At 34.2% G+C, this 20307-nt stretch carries 16 protein-coding genes and 1 tRNA gene; 8 read left to right on the top strand and 9 right to left on the bottom strand.

Annotated elements, in window-relative coordinates:
* Positions 1–12: 12 nt before the first annotated feature.
* Genes WBM_RS00725 through obgE form a run of 3 tightly spaced genes read left to right on the top strand, consistent with a single transcriptional unit; the run spans position 13 to position 3912 of the window.
* A complete protein-coding gene (locus WBM_RS00725; RefSeq protein WP_041571373.1) occupies positions 13–1623 on the top strand; it encodes a UDP-N-acetylmuramate--L-alanine ligase in 1611 nt (536 codons plus the stop codon).
* Position 1624: 1 nt separating this feature from the next.
* A complete protein-coding gene (eno, locus tag WBM_RS00730; protein WP_011256320.1) occupies positions 1625–2902 on the top strand; it encodes a phosphopyruvate hydratase in 1278 nt (425 codons plus the stop codon).
* Entirely contained in the window at positions 2890–3912 is a 1023-nt protein-coding gene (gene obgE, locus WBM_RS00735; protein ID WP_011256321.1) for a GTPase ObgE, read from the top strand. The genes eno and obgE overlap by 13 nt, the downstream gene beginning before the upstream one ends.
* A 94-nt stretch (positions 3913–4006) precedes the next feature.
* Here obgE and WBM_RS00740 read toward each other — a convergent pair whose 3' ends face one another.
* Together WBM_RS00740 and murJ are read right to left on the bottom strand one after the other, a co-directional pair.
* Entirely contained in the window at positions 4007–6577 is a 2571-nt protein-coding gene (locus WBM_RS00740; protein WP_011256322.1) for an AsmA-like C-terminal region-containing protein, read from the bottom strand.
* Positions 6574–8067, bottom strand: a complete 1494-nt coding sequence (gene murJ, locus WBM_RS00745) for a murein biosynthesis integral membrane protein MurJ (RefSeq protein WP_011256323.1) — start codon at positions 8065–8067, stop codon at positions 6574–6576. Before murJ ends, WBM_RS00740 begins: the two co-directional genes overlap by 4 nt.
* 869 nt (positions 8068–8936) lie before the next feature.
* Between murJ and WBM_RS00750 the strand changes: the two genes are divergently transcribed.
* A tRNA-His gene (locus WBM_RS00750) sits at positions 8937–9009 on the top strand.
* A gap of 52 nt (positions 9010–9061) precedes the next feature.
* On the opposite strand, the gene WBM_RS00755 is transcribed toward WBM_RS00750, so the two are convergent.
* The 3 genes from WBM_RS00755 to WBM_RS06710 all read right to left on the bottom strand — a co-directional run bounded on the left by WBM_RS00755 (position 9062) and on the right by WBM_RS06710 (position 10998).
* Positions 9062–9643 carry an alpha/beta hydrolase gene (locus WBM_RS00755; RefSeq protein ID WP_225416053.1) on the bottom strand — a complete coding sequence of 194 codons (582 nt, stop codon included), beginning with the start codon at positions 9641–9643 and terminating at the stop codon, positions 9062–9064.
* A 167-nt stretch (positions 9644–9810) separates the two neighbouring features.
* Positions 9811–10338 carry a c-type cytochrome gene (locus WBM_RS00760; protein WP_011256324.1) on the bottom strand — a complete coding sequence of 176 codons (528 nt, stop codon included), beginning with the start codon at positions 10336–10338 and terminating at the stop codon, positions 9811–9813.
* A gap of 534 nt (positions 10339–10872) precedes the next feature.
* Positions 10873–10998 (bottom strand): hypothetical protein, encoded by a 126-nt coding sequence (locus WBM_RS06710; RefSeq protein WP_255324094.1) that lies wholly within the window; start codon positions 10996–10998, stop codon positions 10873–10875.
* Positions 10999–11158: 160 nt separating this feature from the next.
* Here WBM_RS06710 and recJ point away from each other — a divergent pair, with 160 nt between their 5' ends.
* Positions 11159–12898 carry a single-stranded-DNA-specific exonuclease RecJ gene (gene recJ / locus WBM_RS00765; protein ID WP_011256325.1) on the top strand — a complete coding sequence of 580 codons (1740 nt, stop codon included), beginning with the start codon at positions 11159–11161 and terminating at the stop codon, positions 12896–12898.
* A 10-nt stretch (positions 12899–12908) separates the two neighbouring features.
* Here recJ and WBM_RS00770 read toward each other — a convergent pair whose 3' ends face one another.
* From WBM_RS00770 to WBM_RS00785, 4 genes are all read right to left on the bottom strand, one after another.
* Complete coding sequence (locus WBM_RS00770; protein WP_011256326.1) at positions 12909–14081, bottom strand: NADH-quinone oxidoreductase subunit D; 1173 nt, start codon at positions 14079–14081, stop codon at positions 12909–12911.
* 798 nt (positions 14082–14879) lie between these two features.
* Positions 14880–15950, bottom strand: coding sequence for a DNA replication/repair protein RecF (recF, locus tag WBM_RS00775; RefSeq protein ID WP_011256327.1), 1071 nt, complete (start codon positions 15948–15950; stop codon positions 14880–14882).
* A 16-nt stretch (positions 15951–15966) separates the two neighbouring features.
* The gene (bcp, locus tag WBM_RS00780) at positions 15967–16434 is read right to left on the bottom strand and encodes a thioredoxin-dependent thiol peroxidase (protein ID WP_011256328.1); all 468 of its coding nucleotides are present in this window, start codon (positions 16432–16434) and stop codon (positions 15967–15969) included.
* Positions 16435–16493: 59 nt separating this feature from the next.
* Positions 16494–17921, bottom strand: a complete 1428-nt coding sequence (locus WBM_RS00785; RefSeq protein WP_011256329.1) for a sensor histidine kinase — start codon at positions 17919–17921, stop codon at positions 16494–16496.
* 65 nt (positions 17922–17986) lie between these two features.
* On the opposite strand from WBM_RS00785, the gene WBM_RS00790 reads away from it, so the two are divergent.
* From WBM_RS00790 to efp, 3 genes are all read left to right on the top strand, one after another.
* Positions 17987–19180 carry an aspartate aminotransferase family protein gene (locus WBM_RS00790; protein WP_011256330.1) on the top strand — a complete coding sequence of 398 codons (1194 nt, stop codon included), beginning with the start codon at positions 17987–17989 and terminating at the stop codon, positions 19178–19180.
* Positions 19170–19676, top strand: a complete 507-nt coding sequence (rimM, locus tag WBM_RS00795; RefSeq protein ID WP_011256331.1) for a ribosome maturation factor RimM — start codon at positions 19170–19172, stop codon at positions 19674–19676. The genes WBM_RS00790 and rimM overlap by 11 nt, the downstream gene beginning before the upstream one ends.
* 63 nt (positions 19677–19739) lie before the next feature.
* Positions 19740–20306, top strand: coding sequence for an elongation factor P (gene efp, locus WBM_RS00800; RefSeq protein ID WP_011256332.1), 567 nt, complete (start codon positions 19740–19742; stop codon positions 20304–20306).
* Position 20307 lies beyond the last annotated feature (1 nt).

Consider the following 20307-nt stretch of genomic DNA (forward strand, 5'->3'; position numbering starts at 1 on the left):
GGGCTCGATACCATGAGGATTTTAAATTATACTATAATAAATTTAGTAATAAGTAAAAGTCTACTGCTAAATATGAATGGTATTAAGAAAGGAATAATACATATAATTGGTATAGGTGGAATTGGAATGAGCGCGATTGCTGAGATTCTCCATAATTCTAATTATAAAGTGCAAGGTAGTGATGCTCAATCAAACAACAATGTAGATAGATTACAAAAGCTAGGTATAGAGATCTATATTGGTCACAATGCCAATAATATTAAGCAAGCTCAAGTAGTTGTATATTCTTCCGCCATAAAATCTGATAATGTGGAGTTAGTTGCAGCGAGGAATAACAATAAGACTATTTTGCATAGATCAGGCATACTTGCTGAAATTATGAAAGATAAGTATGTGATAGCAGTTTCAGGTTCAAGCGGAAAGACGACAACAACGGCCATGATTGCTTCTATTTTTGATCATTCTAATACTGATGCAACTGTAATTGTGGGAGGGATATTAAACTCCTATCAAAATAACTCAAAACTTGGCAAGAGTGACATTCTTTTAATCGAAGCTGATGAATCTGATGAAACTATGCTAAAAATTCCTGCAAATATTGCTGTTATAACAAGTATTAATAATGACCATATAGACCATTATGGAACATTTGATAATATCAAAAATGCATTTTCTCAATTTATAAACAGTGCAGATTTTGCAATTTTGCCTGATTCTGTAGGAATTAATGATAGCGAAAGTGTTTCCATAAAGTTTGGGTTTGAAGGTGTTTATCCCTTTGTCATCCAATCCCCCTTTGTCGTCCCAGTGCATGACATTGGAATCAAGAAAAAAAAATCGGCGTCATGTTCTATAAAAGCGAGTAATGTCAAAGCAAATAACATCAGGCAACATAATAACAGCATAGAATTTGATGTGTTAATTGATGGTTGTAGTATAGACAGAAGTCACTGGATCCCAGCATCATGCACTGAGACGACAGCAGTTCTTCCTTTATCGTCCACTCAAATAACATCACTGAGATCCAGAATTATAAAAAATGTAGTGCTATCAAACGCAATAGGAATGCATAAAGTTAGTAATGCTCTAGCTGCAATATCGGTTGCAATAAAGTTGGGAATCAATGATGTGGACATTAAAAAAGGCCTTTTGGAATTTAAAGGAGTTGCAAGAAGATTTTCCTTAGTGGCCGATATTAAAGACGTTAAGTTAATTGAAGACTATGCCCATCATCCAAGTGAAATACAGGCAACTTTAACAGCAGCACGTTCAATCACTAAAGGGAAAATAATAGGCATTATCGAGCCGTTTCGTTTTGCTCGTATTCGTAATTTTTTTGATGAATTCATACGGATTTTCATGATGTTTGACTATGTAATCCTTGTTCCTGTTCATCCCCCAGAAGATAAGCCCATTCTTGGTTGTAGGATTGATGATATACAAGAAGCTTTAATCAGTAACGGGTTTAATAATGTAAAGATTATGAACGATGCTTTGCTCATTTCAAATTTTATCAGTGATTCGACAAATTCAGGCGATATTGTACTATTTATTGGTGCTGGTATTAATGTAGCTAGACTAGCAAGAGAAACTGTAGTGTTTATGTCAGGAGTGGAGATTTAATATGACAAAAAGAATAATTAATAATGTATTTGCAAGAGAAATTTTAGATAGCAGGGGGTACCCCACTGTTGAGGTAGAAATTGAACTCTGTGATGGAGCAACGGGTAGAGCATCTGTACCCTCTGGAGCTTCAACCGGCAAACTAGAAGCCTTGGAATTGAGGGATCAAGACGAAAAAAGGTATTGTGGTAAGGGAGTGCTGAAGGCTGTTAAAGCAGTCAATGGAGTGATAGCGAACGCAATCATTGGAATGGATGCAGCAGACCAAAGTACAATCGATAAAGCTTTAATCGAGTTGGATGGAACAAGAAACAAATCTAAGCTCGGGGCAAACGCAACTTTAGGGGTATCTCTTGCATCTGCAAAAGCAGCAGCAAACAGTTTCAAAATGCCGTTGTATAGGTATTTGGGAGGAGAGCAGGCAAATGTTATGCCGTTTCCACTAATTAATATAATTAATGGTGGAGTCCATGCAGACAATAAACTTGACTTTCAAGAATTTATGATTCTCCCTATTGGAGCTGAGGCTTTCAGTGAAGCGATCAGAATGTCTGCAGAGGTGTTTCACAACTTACGTAGTATTCTTAGGAAAAGAGGTTATAGCACAAATGTAGGAGATGAAGGTGGTTTTGCACCAAATATTGAGAGTACTGAAGAAGCACTTGACTTGATTGTGCATGCTATAGAATCTGCCAGTTATTCAACACAGAATCATTTTGCACTAGGCCTTGATGTTGCTTCATCTACTTTTTATAAAAATAAAATTTACAAATTTGCAAATAAGGAGCTTACTTCAGAAGAACTGGTTGAATACTATTATAACCTCGTAGAAAAATACCCGATAACCTCCATGGAAGATGCGATGAGTGAGGACGATTATGAGGGTTGGAAGTTGCTTACTGCAAAACTAGGAAGTAAAGTTCAATTGGTTGGAGATGATTTGTTCGTTACAAATTGTGAGCTAATACGTAAAGGGATAGAGGAAAAAATGGCAAATGCTGTACTAATCAAACCAAATCAGATAGGGACGTTAACAGAAACTTTTACTGCTATTGGAATGACAAAATCAGGTGGCTATAAAGCTGTTATTTCTCACCGCTCAGGTGAAACAGAAGATACAACGATATCTCATATAGCAATTGCGTCAAATTGTGGGCAAATAAAGACTGGTTCGCTATCGCGTTCTGATAGGCTTGCAAAGTATAATGAGCTAATAAGAATAGAAGGCACATTAGAAAGAAATGCCAAATATTATTATGGGTTAGCATGGACTTCATAGACGAGGTTAAATTATATTTAAAAGCAGGTGATGGCGGCGATGGTTGTGTAAGTTTTCGTCGAGAAAAATTTGTTGAATTTGGTGGTCCAAATGGTGGTAATGGAGGAAAGGGTGGGAACATAGTTTTTGTTAGCGATGCAAATCTCAACACTTTGCTTAATTTTCGTTATAGGAGGCACGTTAAAGCAGGCAGTGGAAAAAGTGGTGCGAGTAGAGATAGATCTGGTACAGCAGGAAAAAACATTGTACTTAAAGTGCCAGTCGGCACACAAATAATTGATGAAGAAAGTGAGAAGATAATATTAGACTTTAATAAGCCTGATATGGAGTTTTTAATAGCGCAAGGTGGAAAAGGTGGACTTGGAAATACTAATTTTAAATCTTCTATTAACAGGGCACCAAGGCATTTTACTTGTGGCCAGTTTGGTGAAGAAAAATATGTAGTATTAAAGCTCAAAGTTTTATCTGATGTTGGTATTATTGGTATGCCAAATGCAGGTAAATCGAAGTTTTTAACTCGCTGTTCAAATGCAGATACAAAGGTAGGAGACTATCCGTTCACTACCATAAAGCCTCATTTAGGTGTGGCAAAAGTGGATAATAGCGAAGTTGTAATAGTAGACATTCCTGGAATAATCACTGATGCTCACCTTGGAATTGGACTCGGGCATAAATTTTTAAAACACGTAGAAAGATGTAAAATTTTATTGCATTTAATTGATGTAACTCACGATAATGTCGTTTCAGCTTATAATTGTATGCGCAATGAGCTGGAACTTTACAATAGTGATCTTGTTAAAAAAGAAGAAATTATAGTATTAAACAAATGCGACTTATTGAGGAAAGTAGAAATTTTTGAAAAAAAGAATCACCTAGCCAATTATCTTAATAAAGAGGTGCTGTGCTTATCGATTGGTGAAGATTTACAGCCCATTCTAAGGTTATTAAACGAAAAATTGAAAAAGGGTAGCTCTAAGAAAGTGGATGTATACGATCCTTTTAAGAGATGAATTCCATCTAAATAATTGATATTTTTCATTTATTTTATCATATAACTGGAATATATGAATATGACTGCTTTAGCCATACTATATTTGCCTTTTTTCACTTAGCAAAAATGAATTTAATACTTCTAATTCTTTTCAGAGTGCTAAATATTTGATCTACATCAAAATTCATCTTAGGGTGCCAAATAGGGCCATCTAAATGCATGTCAATATAGATCGGACTACTATGACCTGGTAGAATGAAAAAGAATCTGACTAAAGAAATTAAAGCAAAGTTGGGTAAAGTTAAATTAGAAGAGATAGACCCCGATGCTTGATCAATTCTAAATTGTAAACTGGTTGAACATACGCCATTTTTAATATTTGCTTTTCCTATAACATTTTCAAAAAGCGTACTGCCATTGTATATATCATCATGAGCAAGTGTGGAAATTTCAGATTTATTCTTACCATTTAATAAATTAGTGATAAATGAATTAAAATCCACATTAGTAAATTCTATTTCTTGTGCTTGCAAGTTGATTTCTCCTGACAAATTATTAGCCCAACCATGAAAACTTTTTCCTTGAGCTTTGATTTCACCGTTTAAGCTTATCCGACCATCTACATTGTCAATTCCTATAGCTTTACCAATTCCTTTAGCATCCAAATTTGTAATAAGAAATTTTGTATACATTGAGTCTGATCTTAGATAACCCTGAAAAAATACTTGTCCATGTTCTAGTGCATAACTTACTTGTCTCATAGTGACAGTGTTATTTCTCACCACTGCATCCAAGTTAAAGTCCTTCAAAACATTCTGCCCAACCCTAAATTCTATAGCATTGATTTGCACATTTGCATCAAAGCTTTCTTTATTGTCCAAAAAATCAAACTGCTTTGTTGACCATTGAATTTGATTTATCTTATTTCTTGAATCCCTTTTCACCTCTATAAAACTCGGTAATTTAAAGATATCTCCATTAAATTTATTTCCTGTAAGGTTTACCTCTAGCAAAGGTTTAGTATATCTCTGATCTACTAATATCTTTGTGCTACCGTTAATATCGCAATCTTCTCCAGATAGATTAATTTTATCTACAACTAGCTTACCCTTCTCCATTTTCAGTAAGAAATCCAGATCTTTAATTTTCGTATCATTCAATTTAAAATCATTAGCATTAATCTTTATACTTACATCATACCTCAGATTTTTTAGCCATCCCATTTTGGACAAACTACTAAATAATGAATAATCGTACTTATCTGCATCAAGATTATGTACACTAAATCTACCACCAACCACATTGTGTTTTTTTGTGTGACTTACCTTGATTGACCCTTGTAAAAACTCTTTATCATTTAGAAATCTGATATTGGAAATAGATAATATCCTGGGTGCAAAATGTAATTCAGAACTTAGTGTAAATTGATTTTTCTGGTTTCCCTTTATTTTTATAGAAGGAAAGAAGCATGAAATGAACGACTTAAAATTGTCCCCTTTTACCAGTAAATTACCATTAAATTCAGATAGAGTACCGCTATTTGAAACTTTTCCTGATAAGTGAGATACATTATTGGTTCCAGGAAATTTAAGTAACATATCAACTTTTATTTCACCATCAGCAAATTTTAATATAGCGTGAGATTTATCTAATATTTTATTTTGGTATTGAATATTTGAGGCTTCTATATTAAAATCTAAGCTCAAGTTCCTTGGCACAACTTTTCTAAAACATTCCAGAAGATCCTTTATATCTATTATTCTTCGTGAGCTATTTCGTATAGAATCTAAATTAACCTTGCTGAAGCTGATATTGATATTAGTGTGATTACTTTTTCTATCGTTTTGTATTATACCACTAGCCTGCATGCTTTTGGATTTTATTTTCAAGTCAGTTGCTGTGAAATCATTTCCATTGAAGTCAATATTAGATGATATCTCGATGTTTTCACCAGGGATGACATAAGCAAGAAAGCTAAGATTAGTAATTTTTGCCAAGTCGTTTATAAAATCAGAACTATTATTAATTGTTAGCGTTAACTTACCCTGTAGCCCTGCTTGATTCTTTTTACCTGTAAATAGCAGATTTATAAAATTTGATTCTACACTGATATGTACATTTTTTTTTGTAATATTAACTTTTCCTGAAAAATCATAATCATTACTATCTACCCTTATTTCACCAGAGAATTGCTTACTTTTTCCTATAGCAACTTTCTCTATGTTAACGATATTGTCATAGTCAGTGAAATTATTGTTTAAACTCACTTGGCTGCCTTTTATTACTATATCAACTGCGTTACTACTGGTTTTTGCATTTATAATGTTAATAAAATTTTCTCTGTTGCTTTTCATACCAAGCAACGTAATTGACTTTGGTTGTAGCGAAAATAAGAACAACGATAAAATAGATGGCCTTACTTCAATTTTATTTACGCCAATCAAGGTTGATAATTTTTGCTCTTTATTGTTGTTGCATTGCATGTATACGTTATGAACAGTGAGCTTTGGAGTGATTAATGAAACTTCAACTTTCCCTCCAATGTGTACTTTAGCGTTATACGTCTTTTCCAATCCTTGCACAATGTACTCCTTGTAACTATCCCAGTCCTTAAAAGTTACAGTAACTTGCAAGAGGATTAGCACCAAAGAAATTGATAGTGTAACATATATAGAGAGTTTCATAATTTTGTACACTTAAAATCACCCATAAACATTAAGTAAAGAGTACCAAAATAAATAACAGCACTTAAGACTACTAAAGCTGCCAGATAAATAACACGAGCAAATATTCTATCGAAGAATAATCCTGCTGATAAGGAACTAGAAACATAAAGAGCTACTGACATAACTGCTGTTGCTACAAGAATTTTTGCAATATTTAATAATAATACTTGGTTAGCTTTGTACATTTTGTTTATTGTTAAGTAATTAATCAATAGAATAGAATTTATCCAAGTGGAAATGGAGGTAGCGATAGCAATTCCCGTATGCTGATACTTATTCATTAATAGGAGATTTAGTACCACATTAATCCCAAGGCACGCTAGTGAAAATATAGTTGGTATTTTTAGATTACTTTTAGCAAAAAACGTGGGTAGCAATACTTTATTTATAATGAATGCAGGTAAAGAAAGAGAAAGTGCTATCAACGTTGGAGCGGTCTGTTGTACTGCATAGTGATCAAACTTACCGTAAGAAAAAAGTGTCAGTAAAATTGTGTTTGGAATAATAATAAAGGCAGCAGTTGTTGGCATAATTAACATTAATCCTATGTTAAGAGCCCTGTTCTGTATTTTGACTGTATTTTCAGTATCATTTGCCTGTTTTGAGATTAAAGGAAGAAGCACTGTACCAATCGCAGTACCAACTACTCCTTGCGGTAATTGATTTAGTCTATCAGCATAATATATATAGGACACTGCATTTGGTATAAAACTTGCCATAATTGTATCAATCCATAGGCTTATCTGAATTACGCAACTGTTGATAATTGCTGGTATCACACGCTTAAAAAACAACTTTACTTCATTACTCAATTTCATGCTAAAAAAAAAGAAGGCCTTTAATTTGTATGCACCAAACAGCATCAATAATAACTGCAACATTCCTCCGATTAGAACAGCTATAGAAAGATTATGAGCCGGTGTTTTTATGTAAGGTACAAGCAAGCTAGCGATTAAACAGAGGTTTAAAATAATCGGCGCAATAGCTGTTGAAGCAAAATGTTGCTTAACTTGTAACATCCCTCCAATGAGGGAAGCAATTGAAGCAAAAATTATGTAAGGCATCATAATTCTTGACAAAGTTACAGCAAGAGCAAGCTTGCTTTGGTCGAATCCAGGAGTAAATATTTGAACCATATAAGAAAAGAAAGTTTGCATTATGAGGCAAAAATTTAATACGATAATAAACGTAATGGATATTACACTACTTGCAAAATTAAATGCTCTTTTGCTATCACGTGATTCTGCCGAATACAATGGTACAAAAGAGGTAGCGAATGCTCTCTCTGCAAAAAACGCTCGAAATAGGCTGGCGAAGCGAAACGAAGAAAAAAATACATCTGCAAGAGAGGTTGCGCCTACAACCATAGCAATTAATATGTCTCTTATTAATCCTGAGATTCTTGAAACAGCCGTAAAAAAACTAAATGTGAAAATACTTTTAAACATTGCTATTTACCACTACTCTAGATTGTGCTTAGTGTCAATATAATTGACTGTAATAGCTTAAGTAGAAATAACGGGCCTGATAGGTGACTTTATACCGTTGTTAAAAACCCATATGCTAAATACAAAGCCTAAAAGCCCAGTTAGTGCAGGTACTGTTAACTTTTTTACTGGCGCCCAAAAAGGATACAGAGAAAAGTGGAAAATGCTTCGATGCTGCTATCCATTCACTAGGGTTTAGGAAAAGTTTAAGTGTGTTAGGAAAAAATGATATAATTGAGTATAGAAGTGAAACGCTAAAACCAAGAATAAGAAAATGCTAACAGAAATAAGTATTGATGACTCAGTAAGAGCAAAACCCATGGCAGGCAAAAAAACTGTTGTCAGCTTTATCTGAACGAGAAAATATAAGAGAAATATCAAACAAGCCACAGAAACATAAGTTTATTGCAAATGTTATATTAGCAATACCAGTATACAAACAGGAGATTGCATATTAAAATCCCAGCCCGCTGCATAACCTATATCATGCAATGTCAATAGCGTTAAGTATAATATCAACATGCTAGTCAATGCTCCAGGATGTAGGCTATTTCATTTAATTTCAGCTTAAATGAGTCGCTAGGACCATTAATTATTGCTGCTATTTTTAGAGAAAGAACAGGAAAAACATAAGGCATAAAGTTAAGTATCACACCACCAATAAACGCGAACGCTGAATTTATTAAAAACCCCACACTTTACATATAATGAGAACTACAACACAGTCTGAAGTAAAAGAATCTGCTTAAATAGTCAATTGACTTTTTTTGCTGATATGTTAGATATTTTATATTTCTTGCACTTATGTATTAGAAGTTCCATACTTTTTGGCGGGCGTAGCTCAGTTGGTAGAGCGTCAGTTTGTGGTACTGAATGTCGCCAGTTCGATTCTGGTCGCTCGCCTCAATAAATTTTTTTTGCTTTACGAAGGTATGAATACTAAATCAGTGTGCAATTACACAGTCGGCAAAAATTCTCTAATCGTCTGAAATAAAAATTCCAACGAACGGTTGTCAGACGTGTTATGTTCTACTGATTTTACCAGATATACCTCAACATTGGTTGACTTGACCTTTTTTGCTAAATTTAACGAAGTTTGGCAAGGAATATCTTTATCATCAATGCTGTGCAATAAACGCACAGGACAGTTTATATCTATTGTCTCTTTATTTAAAAGAAGGTTTTTCCTGCCATCTTCTATCAAGCTTTTAGTTATTTTGTATATACAATGCTCTAAAGTAAAATCTATTACACCTTTAGAATCTAGTTCTTCTTTTTGCTTATCGGATAGTTGATAGAATATTAAATCCTCAGTAAAGTCAGGAGCAGACGATATGCCAATTAGTGCTGCAATTCCTTCTGAAAGTTGAAGAGCAGTGAGCAATATCAGCCACCCTCCCATGCTTGAACCTATAATTATTTGCTTGCCGCTAGTTAGTTTACGGATTACTCTAGCACAATTCTTTTGCCAATCATTCATCGTGTAATCAGTAAAATCACCACTTGAATAACTATGACCAAAGTAATCAAATAACACAAGTGCTATATCATTTTCTTTGACAAAATTTGTAAACAGCAGTTGCTTTAATTCCTTTCATACTGGATACAAATCCACCGAAAAAGACTATGGAAAAATTTTCCCTTCGTAGCTTGTAATATGCTATGTATTTACCGTTTTCATCAAGCAAACTGCTGTAATTCATGTTATTTTGGTAAAGCAACCTGATTATCGCTTAATTGACGCAAGTAACTGACTAGATCTGCAATTTCCTGCGGATTGGAAATACCTGCAAATGCCATACGCGTACCTTTTATATAGTCTTTTGGACTCTTTAAGAAGGCAAATAACTCCTCATATCCCCACTTTCCGCCCTTTTCAAGCATTGCTTTTGAGTAATTGAATGAGTCACCGAGATGTGCTTTTTTATTTCCAACTATGTTCCATAAGTTTGGTCCTACTTTATTGGCTCCACCTTTGTCAAAACTGTGGCAAGCTATACATTTTTTCGCTATTGACTTGCCTTTCTCAAGGCTAGCACTCTGCATGAGCGCTCCAATATCAAGCGCCACTTGTTCAATTTTTTTCTGAGGTTCATTACTACCAGTAGCTACCATTGTTTGGTGCTCAATTTTATACTTCTCTGGATTGTAAAGCATATCAACTACGTTACTGACTATCATAATGATTAGCCCAGAAAGTAAAATCGATGCTGCAATCTTATTAAGCTCCATAGTTAATCTTTATCAGTTAATGTTGCTTAAATTATGCGAATATTTTTACAGACGGCAAGCAATTACCTTAGCCCACCAAGGATAAAAATTTCTAATAGTTAGGTCACTGTTTCCATTCAGCCAAAGTAACTTGTGATCCAATCACATACTTATCTGGAATAACAGCTCCAATATACCTTCTGCAAACATTGCTGTAACAATCGTTCCCGTAATAATCACCTGACGGCAGCACAATAGCTACTATTCCTGTACCCGCTGCTATTTCTCACCAAGTTGCAAATACACCAAGAAGAGCAGCATTTACGGTTGCAGCAAGGTAAACTCCAGTTGCTACACTTGAGGCTGACATAGAGATAAAGAACAGCATCAGTGCTGCTATTACAAGTTTTTCTATAATAATTTCCTTCCCTTTTTCTTTGTAATCTCATTGCGATAGTAACAGGGCAATCCTATAGCTACAAACACTAGCAAAGCTGGAACCCGCAATTTCACCTATTACTAAAAGTGACAGGACTATAAAATTGAGCCCTAACCCTACAATAGCTCTATTACATTATCCACTCCTACAATAACTCCTATAACTACCCTTGCATCCCACTGAAATTCATAAGATTGATCTATTTGCTCATTAAGATCACACTTATAATTTCTTTTTCTCATATAATCTCTCTAATGCTTTGCAAAAAATTTTATCATAGCACTTTTATGTTTAATTTGCAAGTTATTTACTGGAATTACGCCATGCTTCAAAAAATGGTAAATTGCAATTGTAGAACAAACTTAAAAATTCTGGTAAAATAGTTTTGTTTATTTGCAAAATATGCTACTTGGTATTGAAAAACGCGGCATAACAAATGCACTATGGAAGTTACAAGAAGCAGATCAAAGGGAAGTTTTAACCCTCACTCAGAGATTTGAATTACCAGAAATACTAGCCAGAACACTGGCTATTCGTGGTGTCAATATAGAAAATGCGGGCAATTTTTTATACCCACTAATCAGATCGCTATTACCAGATCCCTTTCATCTTCTTGATATGGATAAAGCTGTTTTTCGCATAATACAGGCAATAAACAATGATGAAAATATAGCAATATTTGGTGACTATGATGTTGACGGTGCAACGTCATCAGCACTGATTAGTAGGTACCTAAGAGCAATTGGTATACACTCCATAATCTACATTCCAGATCGTGTTGATGAGGGATATGGATTAAACTCAAATGCTTTATTACAGCTCAAAAAGAAAGGAATTGACTTATGTATTTCCGTTGATTGTGGTACGCTTGCATATCAGCCAATAGAAGATGCAAAAGGTTTTGGTCTTGATGTTATAGTTATTGACCATCACCTTGGCACAGAGAAATTGCCAAGTGCTATAGCAGTTGTGAACCCAAATCGTCTTGATGAGAGTTCCCCTTACAATAGCCTTGCAGCAGTTGGAGTATCATTTCTGCTAACTGTTGCTCTTAATAAAAGCTTGCGTGAGCAAGATTTTTTTGCCGGCAAAAAAGAACCAGATTTATTTGATTTACTAGACTTAGTTGCTCTTGGAACTGTTTGCGATGTTATGCAGATTACTGGCTTGAATAGAGCATTCGTCTCACAAGGATTAAAAGTTATGTCAGCAAGAAAAAACGTTGGCTTGCGTGTTTTGTTTGATGCTTTAGGAATTCTTGAAAGACCTAATGTTTCTCGGCTGAGTTTTAATATTGGGCCGTGCATAAATGCTGGAGGGAGAATCGGAGAAGCATTGTTAGGTGCAAGGTTACTCTCTACAGATGATAAAAAGGAGGCAGATTCTATAGCATTAAAACTGATAGATTTGAATAATGCAAGAAAGATGATGGAAAATGAGGCCCTTTTAGAGGCTATAATACAAGTGGAAAAGTCTACGCAGTCAGGTGCAAATTTTATAATGGTAAGCGGCAATTGGCACCAGGGAGTAATTGGTATAATTGCATCAAGACTGAAGGAAAAATTTCACTTGCCGACAATAGTAATATCTTTAAACAATAGAATAGGGAAAGCAAGTTGCAGGTCAATTCCTGGAGTCGATATCGGTGCTGCAGTTCTTTCTGCAAAGTGCATGAATTTAATTATTGAAGGTGGCGGTCATAGTATGGCAGCAGGATTTTTGATTAATGAAGATAAAATGAGCGATCTACATGACTTTCTTACTGAAAGGTTTGCATACTCTACAAATGATAAAGCTTTAAAAGTTGACGGTATAGTAACTGCTAAGGCAATAAACTTATCCCTGTGGAACCAATTGCAACGCCTCGAGCCATTTGGTGTTGGCAACCCTGAACCTAGGTTTATCATTCAAGGAGCAAAGATCAGAAAGCCAGAAATTGTAGGAGTTGACCATATAAAATGTTTCATCGTCGATGATGACGTTATGGTCAGAGCTATTGCATTTCGTTCTGCAAATACCCATCTTGGTTCTGCCATTATGGAGGGCAATATTGAGGCTATTTTAGGTAAAATCTCTATGAATTATTGGAACGGCAATGAGTTTGTGCAGTTTTTAATAGAAGATGTGTTGACCATCAGTTGAGTTACTGTAGCTACCTGTCAATCTCTCCGAAAACTATATCGAGTGAACCAATAATTGCTGCAACATCAGCAAGCATATGTCCTTTTGCCATAAAATCTAGAGCTTGCAAATGTGCAAAGCCAGGTGCTCTTATTCGGCATCTATATGGTCTATTAGTGCCATCTGAAACTATATATACTCCAAACTCGCCTTTTGGTGCCTCAACAGCTGCATAAGCCTCACCTTCTGGTACATGATACCCTTCTGAATAAAGTTTAAAATGGTGGATCAGAGCTTCCATAGATCTTTTCATCTCGGTCCTTGGTGGTGGAGAAATTTTTCTATCTTCAGTTTTTACTGGCCCTTCAGGTATTTTCTCTATGCACTGCTTTACCAAACTAACAGACTGTCTAATCTCTTCCATCCTCACTAGATAACGGTCATAACAATCACCATTTTGACCAACAGGTATATCAAAATCCAATTGATCATATATTTCATATGGTTGACTTTTTCGTAGATCCCAAGCAAGCCCAGCAGCACGCAGCATTGGTCCACTAAAGCCCCAGTCAAGTGCCTGTTTGATTGATATTTCACTGATTCCTACAGTGCGTTGCTTCCATATTCTATTTTCTGTTAAAAGCTCATCGACGTCATCTATATACTGGGGAAATTGTTCTATAAACTTTGCAATATCCTCAATCAAACCTTCTGGGACATCTGCTGCAACTCCACCTGGTCTGATGTAAGCTGCATGAAACCTTGCACCTGAAGCTCTTTCATAAAATTCCAATATCTTTTCCCTCTCTTCAAAGAGCCATAAAAGAGGAGTCATTGCGCCGACATCAAGTGCTTGGGAGGAGATATTGAGTAGATGATTTAGTATCCTTGTCAGCTCACAAAACAAAACACGCAAATACTTTGCTCTAATTGGAACTTCACACTGCAGTAATTTCTCCACGCATAGTGAATACGCATGCTCTTGCGACATTGGTGATACGTAGTCAAGGCGATCAAAATAAGGCAGAGCTTGGAGATAAGTTTTATGTTCTATTAGTTTTTCAGTACCACGGTGCAAAAGCCCAATGTGAGGATCAGCCCTTTCAATTATTTCACCATCCATCTCCAAAACAAGACGCAACACCCCATGCGCAGCTGGATGTTGAGGCCCAAAATTTAACATCATTGTCTTTAGATCTGACATGTCGATAGTTTAAGGTATTAGAGTTGTATAGATTAAAGTGCGGAAAGTCAATAGGCTTCTCGCATAACAAGCTAATTTTTGGTAGAGCATGGGCATTGAACTGCCGTTAATAGAAACTAAAAACTACTTGACAAACCTCGCTAGCCCCCTTATCCCGATACTGGAGGTATTAAGTTACCTTCAATCTGTGCAGATTAAAATAATAAAGTGTTATATAGTTAGCATCTTATGTTTAATTTTTTGCACTATATGTACCTTATGTCTTCACAATATTTCTAATTTTTTACCTATATAAGTTGAAACTCGCTTATAAAGCGTTTAGGACAGTATAATATACTAATTTGCAGGATTAGAGAGTAAATACTATCACCATAATATATCTTTTGCCTTTTTTTTGCCTAGTAAATTTCTAAAACATTTATGACTAAAGGTTAGTTGCAATAAAAAACAACTAAGTCGCGATTACTAAGTATTTAAAACATAAAAAAACGCTAGTGTTTTTAAATAGATATTAACTAGGGCTTCTTTTGTCTTTTTCTTACTTGGTGGATTTCTTAAATATTTGTAGCTGAAGCAATTTAGAAGCAGCAGCGCCACAAAAAATGTTAATATTTAAAATAATAAATATCTGCCTTTTTTCTAGGTTATGCAAAAAGTCTATTTTCTACATAAGATCTGTTGAAAAGGAAAGAATCTCTTTTTTTGTACCTGCTTGAATGAGGATTTAAGAAACAGAGATTTTGACTTCTTGTCCAATTATGGTAAGTAATTGGGGCCAGTTTGAAAAATGGCATTCATCTATAATTCAATAGTTTTGAAATAATCAATATAGTTACCAAAATTATTTTGATCTACATCAGTTATCCAGGCTTGACATCGAATACTTAACATCTCTTCTATTAACACTTTTCTATAATACTTATCCAGGTGAGACATTATATCATCAAGTAGAAGGAGAGGTGCCTTATTGTAATGAATACACCTTGCTTTTACACTAGATAAAATAATAGAAAGCAGTAATAACTTCTGTTCTCCAGTAGAACACAGATTTATTGGTAAGTCTCTTCTTTGACAAAAAACCTGAAATTTATCGTTATTTACACAAAAGGTTATCCTACCAGTCAACGAGTCTTTTTCTCTATTTTCCCTTAAACGATTCTGAAAATATTTTGCAGTATCGCTTAAAGTTAGCTGGCTGTTAAATTTCAAACTCACCTTTGGAAAAAATTGAGTAGAATAGCTATTAATTGTGTCCTGCAACATTTTTAAAACAGATAATCGCATATCTAAGATATTAACTGCATTAACAGCCATGATATTCTCAAGGCTAGAAAGCCAACTCTTGTTTAAAATGTTTTCCCTTAACAGTCTACCTCGCTCGCGTTTAGCTTTTCTATATCTCATATAGTAGCAAGCGTAATTTTCTTCAAATAGTGAAACTATACGGTCTAAGAATTTCAACCTATCACTTGGAGAATTAAGAAGAATATAATCCATTTGTGGAATTAGCCATATTACATTGGATATTCTATATAGAGATGAGTAACTTGATTGCATTTTTCCACCAATTTGTATCAGCTTCTTATTGAAACTTTTTGCAATACCGATTGAGTTAAGGTCTGCTCCATTAAAAAAATCATAGTGCACTGCCCAATCTTTATTACTGAATCTATTTTGCATCTCACTGGCTTTTGCTTTTTTCATCCCATTGCTTTTAGCAAGCAACGAGATTGCTTCAAGTATATTAGTTTTACCGATACCATTTTTGCCAATTATCACAACTGAACTGTCATCTGAGTCCAGTTCAAAATTTAAATGGTTACGAAAATTACTTAATTTCAACTTTTTTATGTAGCAATGGGCAGCCATTAGCCTATTCTTTAATTTATATTTTCTTTACTGCTTCCAGAACCTCATTAACATGTCCACTAACTTTTACGTTCTCCCAGATTCTCACTATCTTATCTTTTTTATCTATTAAAAAAGTAGTGCGTTCTATTCCCATATACTTTTTGCCAAACATACTCTTTTCTACCCAAACACCATATTTTTCCAACATTTTAGCGTTTTCATCAGAAATTAAATAAAATGGTAGAGAATATTTTGCCTTGAAGCTAGCGTGGCACTTAATACTATCTCTTGATGCACCAATTATCACTGTATCAAGGGAAGAAAAATCATTTATTTTATCTCTAAAGCCTTTTGCTTCCAGCGTACAACCTGGTGTATCGTCTTTAGGGTAAAAATAAAGAACTATATTTTTTTTATCAAAAAAATCACTCAATGATAAATTTTCACCAGAATCTGTTGGTAAACTAAAATCCGGTGCATTATTTCCTACTGCCAATTCCACATCTCCCTCCGTTAATAATACTTATAATAAATTGTAGTCAGAGTTTTCAAGAATTCTAGTTAAAAATCAATCAAATCTTCACATGTCTGCTCTTCATAAAAGAAGTTTAACGTTATTGTAGTACCAAGTTTTGCTTCGCTTTTGATGTTGAAAGTGCCACCCATTAATTCTACTAATTTTTTACTAAGTGGTAATCCAATACCAGTACCTTCATTTCTATATCCTGAATCTGCTTGGCCAAAAACAGACATAACTTTATATATGTCTTGCTGCATTATCCCTATCCCATTGTCATGAAATTCAATAGTCAATAAGTTTTTTTCTATGTTTTCCTTAATCACCATTCTTATTAAACCATCCTTAGGAGTAAACTTGATTGAATTTGATAATAAGTTTATTATAACTTGTTTCATCCTCTTGGGATCTGCGATAACTAGTAATTGTCTATTAGGTATCTCCTTCTCTAAACTAATCCCGGTTTCTTTTAATTTAGGTGACAGCATATTTAAGCACGAATCTATTATCTTGTTCAGGTTAAACTTCACTTTTTCTACTGTTAAACTACTTGATTCAGCCTTTGAAAAATCTAATACATCATTAATTAAAGCAAGCAAGTGTGTTCCTGCGTTATATATATCGTCCACATACTCCTTGTATTGATAGTTATCCATTGAACCCAAGGTTTCATTTTTGATCAATTCTGCAAATCCAATAATAGCGTTAAGAGGTGTGCGCAGCTCATGTGTGACACTTGCGAAAAACTTTAGCTTATTCGTATTCTCTTGCTCTAATGCTTCTTTCATTTGTTGTAATTCAATATTAGTTTTATGTTGCTTGACTAGCATTTGGGTATTAGAAAAATGCAAGTAAAGCATTACTAATATTAAAATTATTAATAATAATCCTAAAAATGTTAAAAACAGGCTATATACCATAACGTAAAAGTTGTCGTGGTTTTGAATAATCTTCAAAAAAAATGATGGCTTAGTGTCATTTTCATGAAATATGGGAAAAATAGAAATTAGTGTATGTCCTATAGTGTAAAATATCTCTTGATTATTTAGTAATTTATCAATTTCATCGTTTGTAAGTAACTGCTCATAATCATGATCTTGAGTGTTAAAGTGACTGAATATTATTCTACTATTTTGATCATATAGTATTAAGCCCAGGTCCTTCACTTCACCAACTGATTGTAACAATTCAGCACGCAGTTTTACCAGTTGGTTTATATAATCAAAACTTTTGTATTTAATGTGATGTTTTTCTATCAGTAGGTAATGGTACTTTTTTATTATGCTATTTTCCAGTACACTTTTTAAGCTTACACTTGAATCACGGTAAGAAGAAAGAAAATTATCCCTTAGCGAATAATTACAATATATCACGCTAAATAAAATCACAAAAATTGATGAGAATAATACAATAACTTTTGTATATTTATTCGCCTTTAGTGCAGAAAGTATTAATTTACTTATCTTATACATATCCTTCTCATTGTGAAATAACGGCTTTTATGTTATTAATTTAGAATTCAGCGTATCATACTTTTATGACAATTTCTCCTATCTTGCCAGTTTATTCTCCTATTAATATAAATTTTTCTTATGGAAAAGGCATTTACTTATATAATATTGATGGTAAGCGCTACATAGATTTTCATTCTGGGATAGCTGTCAGTAGCTTAGGTCACACTAATTTGCAATTAACTAGCGTTCTTAATTTGCAAGGAGAAAGGCTATGGCATATATCAAATACCTATAATATACCTACTGCTAATAACTTTGCAGAAAAATTAATAAACAACAGTTTTGCTGATACTGTATTTTTCGCAAATTCTGGATCAGAGGCAGTAGAGTGCGGGCTAAAGATTGCTAGGGTTTACCAAAATGGAAAAGGTAATAAAAACCGCTATAGAATTTTAACATTTCATGGTGCATTTCATGGAAGAACCTTCTTAACTTGTGCTACAAACGATAAACGGAAATTTTCTGAATTACTGAATCCCTACATTGACTGGTGTGATAACATCGAGCCCAATATCGAAAGCGTAAAGAAAGCAATTTCTAATGATATAGGAGTAATGCTAATAGAACCAATACAAGGACAAGGCGGTATTAAAGTAATGAACGATGCCTTTATGAAAGAACTAAGAAAGCTGTGTGATGAGAATGACATATTGCTATTTTTTGATTGCATACAATGTGGTACTGGTAGAACAGGAAAATTATTTGCATACGAACATATAGGAGTGAAACCTGATATATGTGCTCTTGCAAAAGGAATAGGAGGCGGTTTTCCATTAGGAGTTTGTCTTGCAACTGAGAAGGCTGCACAATATATAACAGTTGGCATGCACGGTTCCACTTTTGGTGGTAATCCACTCGCAACTTCAGTAGGCAATGCTGTACTTGATAAATTACTCAGCCCTGGCTTTCTAGGAAATGTTGAGATCAGGGGTAAGCATTTAAAAAATAAACTAGAAGACCTGGCAAGTAAATTTCCAATAATAGAAGAAGTAAGAGGGAAGGGGTTGATGCTTGGAATAAAAGTGAAAATGGATAATCAAAAGTTTGCAGGCGAGCTAAGTCATCGTGGCTTGCTTACTGTTGGAGCAACATCAGATAATGTTGTAAGGATTTTTCCTCCACTCATTATCACTGAAAAAGAAATTGATGAAGGCATTGAGATTCTGACTCAATATTTGTCTGAGAAATCTTCCGACCCATATCAATATGAAAGATAATTTAGTATGCATGGGAATCATTACTTCTCCTCATGGAATTAAAGGAGCTGTTAAAGTCAAAATTTTCACTGAAAAACCTGAAAATATCTCATTATATGGTAAGCTAATAAGTGGTAGTAAGAATTATGACATAGACTCAGTGTCTGTCATAGGTGAAAATTTAGTAATCGCTACAATAAATGGAGTAAATTCTCGCAACGAAGCAGAGTTTTTAAGAAATAAGAAACTATACGTAGAAAGAAACAAGCTACTAAAGTTAAATGATGAGAATGAATTCTACCAAAGTGATCTTGTAAACATGGAAATAAGGCTGGAAAATGACGAATTATATGGCTACATAAAATCTATATATAATTTCGGTTCAGGAGACATATTGGAAATTTCAGTTATCAGTACAAAAAAGAACATTATGCTACCATTTACTAAAGAGATATTTCCATATGTAAACATAAAGGAAAGGTATATTACGCTCAATATGCCGGAGTTTATTGGTTAATAAAGGCTTTGATATTTATATAAAAGCCATTTATAATCGTAAGATCAAACTGAAAATGTAATTATGGCAGAAAGAGCTAATGATATCCGGCCAGGTCAAGTGTTGGAACATAATGGTGGATTATTTTTGGTTGTAAGTATCATGCATACTCAACCCGGTAAAGGTGGTGCATACATACAAGCCGAAATGAAAAACATCAAAACCGGAGCAAAACTCTACGAAAGGTTCCGTTCTGATGCAACAATTAGAAGGGCAATTTTAGATGAGGAAGAATATATTTATCTCTTTACTGAAGGAAATATTGTGAATCTTATGCATCCAAGTAACTACGAGCAGATCACTATAAATTTGGACTTATTGGAAGAAAAAAAGATTTATTTACAGGATAATATGAGAATTAAGGTAGTAACCTACCAAGATAAAATAATCTTTGCGCATGTGCCAGATTATGTAAGATTGACTGTAAAAGAAACAGAGTCTTTTATTAAAGGGCAGACTATTACTTCCTCTTATAAACCAGCAGTTTTGGAAAATGGAATGCGCATTAATGTTCCTCAATTTATAAAAGAAGAGGACAAAATTGTAGTATATACTCCAGATGATAGCTATTACGAAAGAGTGAAAGAGTAAA

It is taken from the genome of Wolbachia endosymbiont strain TRS of Brugia malayi (assembly GCF_000008385.1).
GTDB lineage: Bacteria > Pseudomonadota > Alphaproteobacteria > Rickettsiales > Anaplasmataceae > Wolbachia.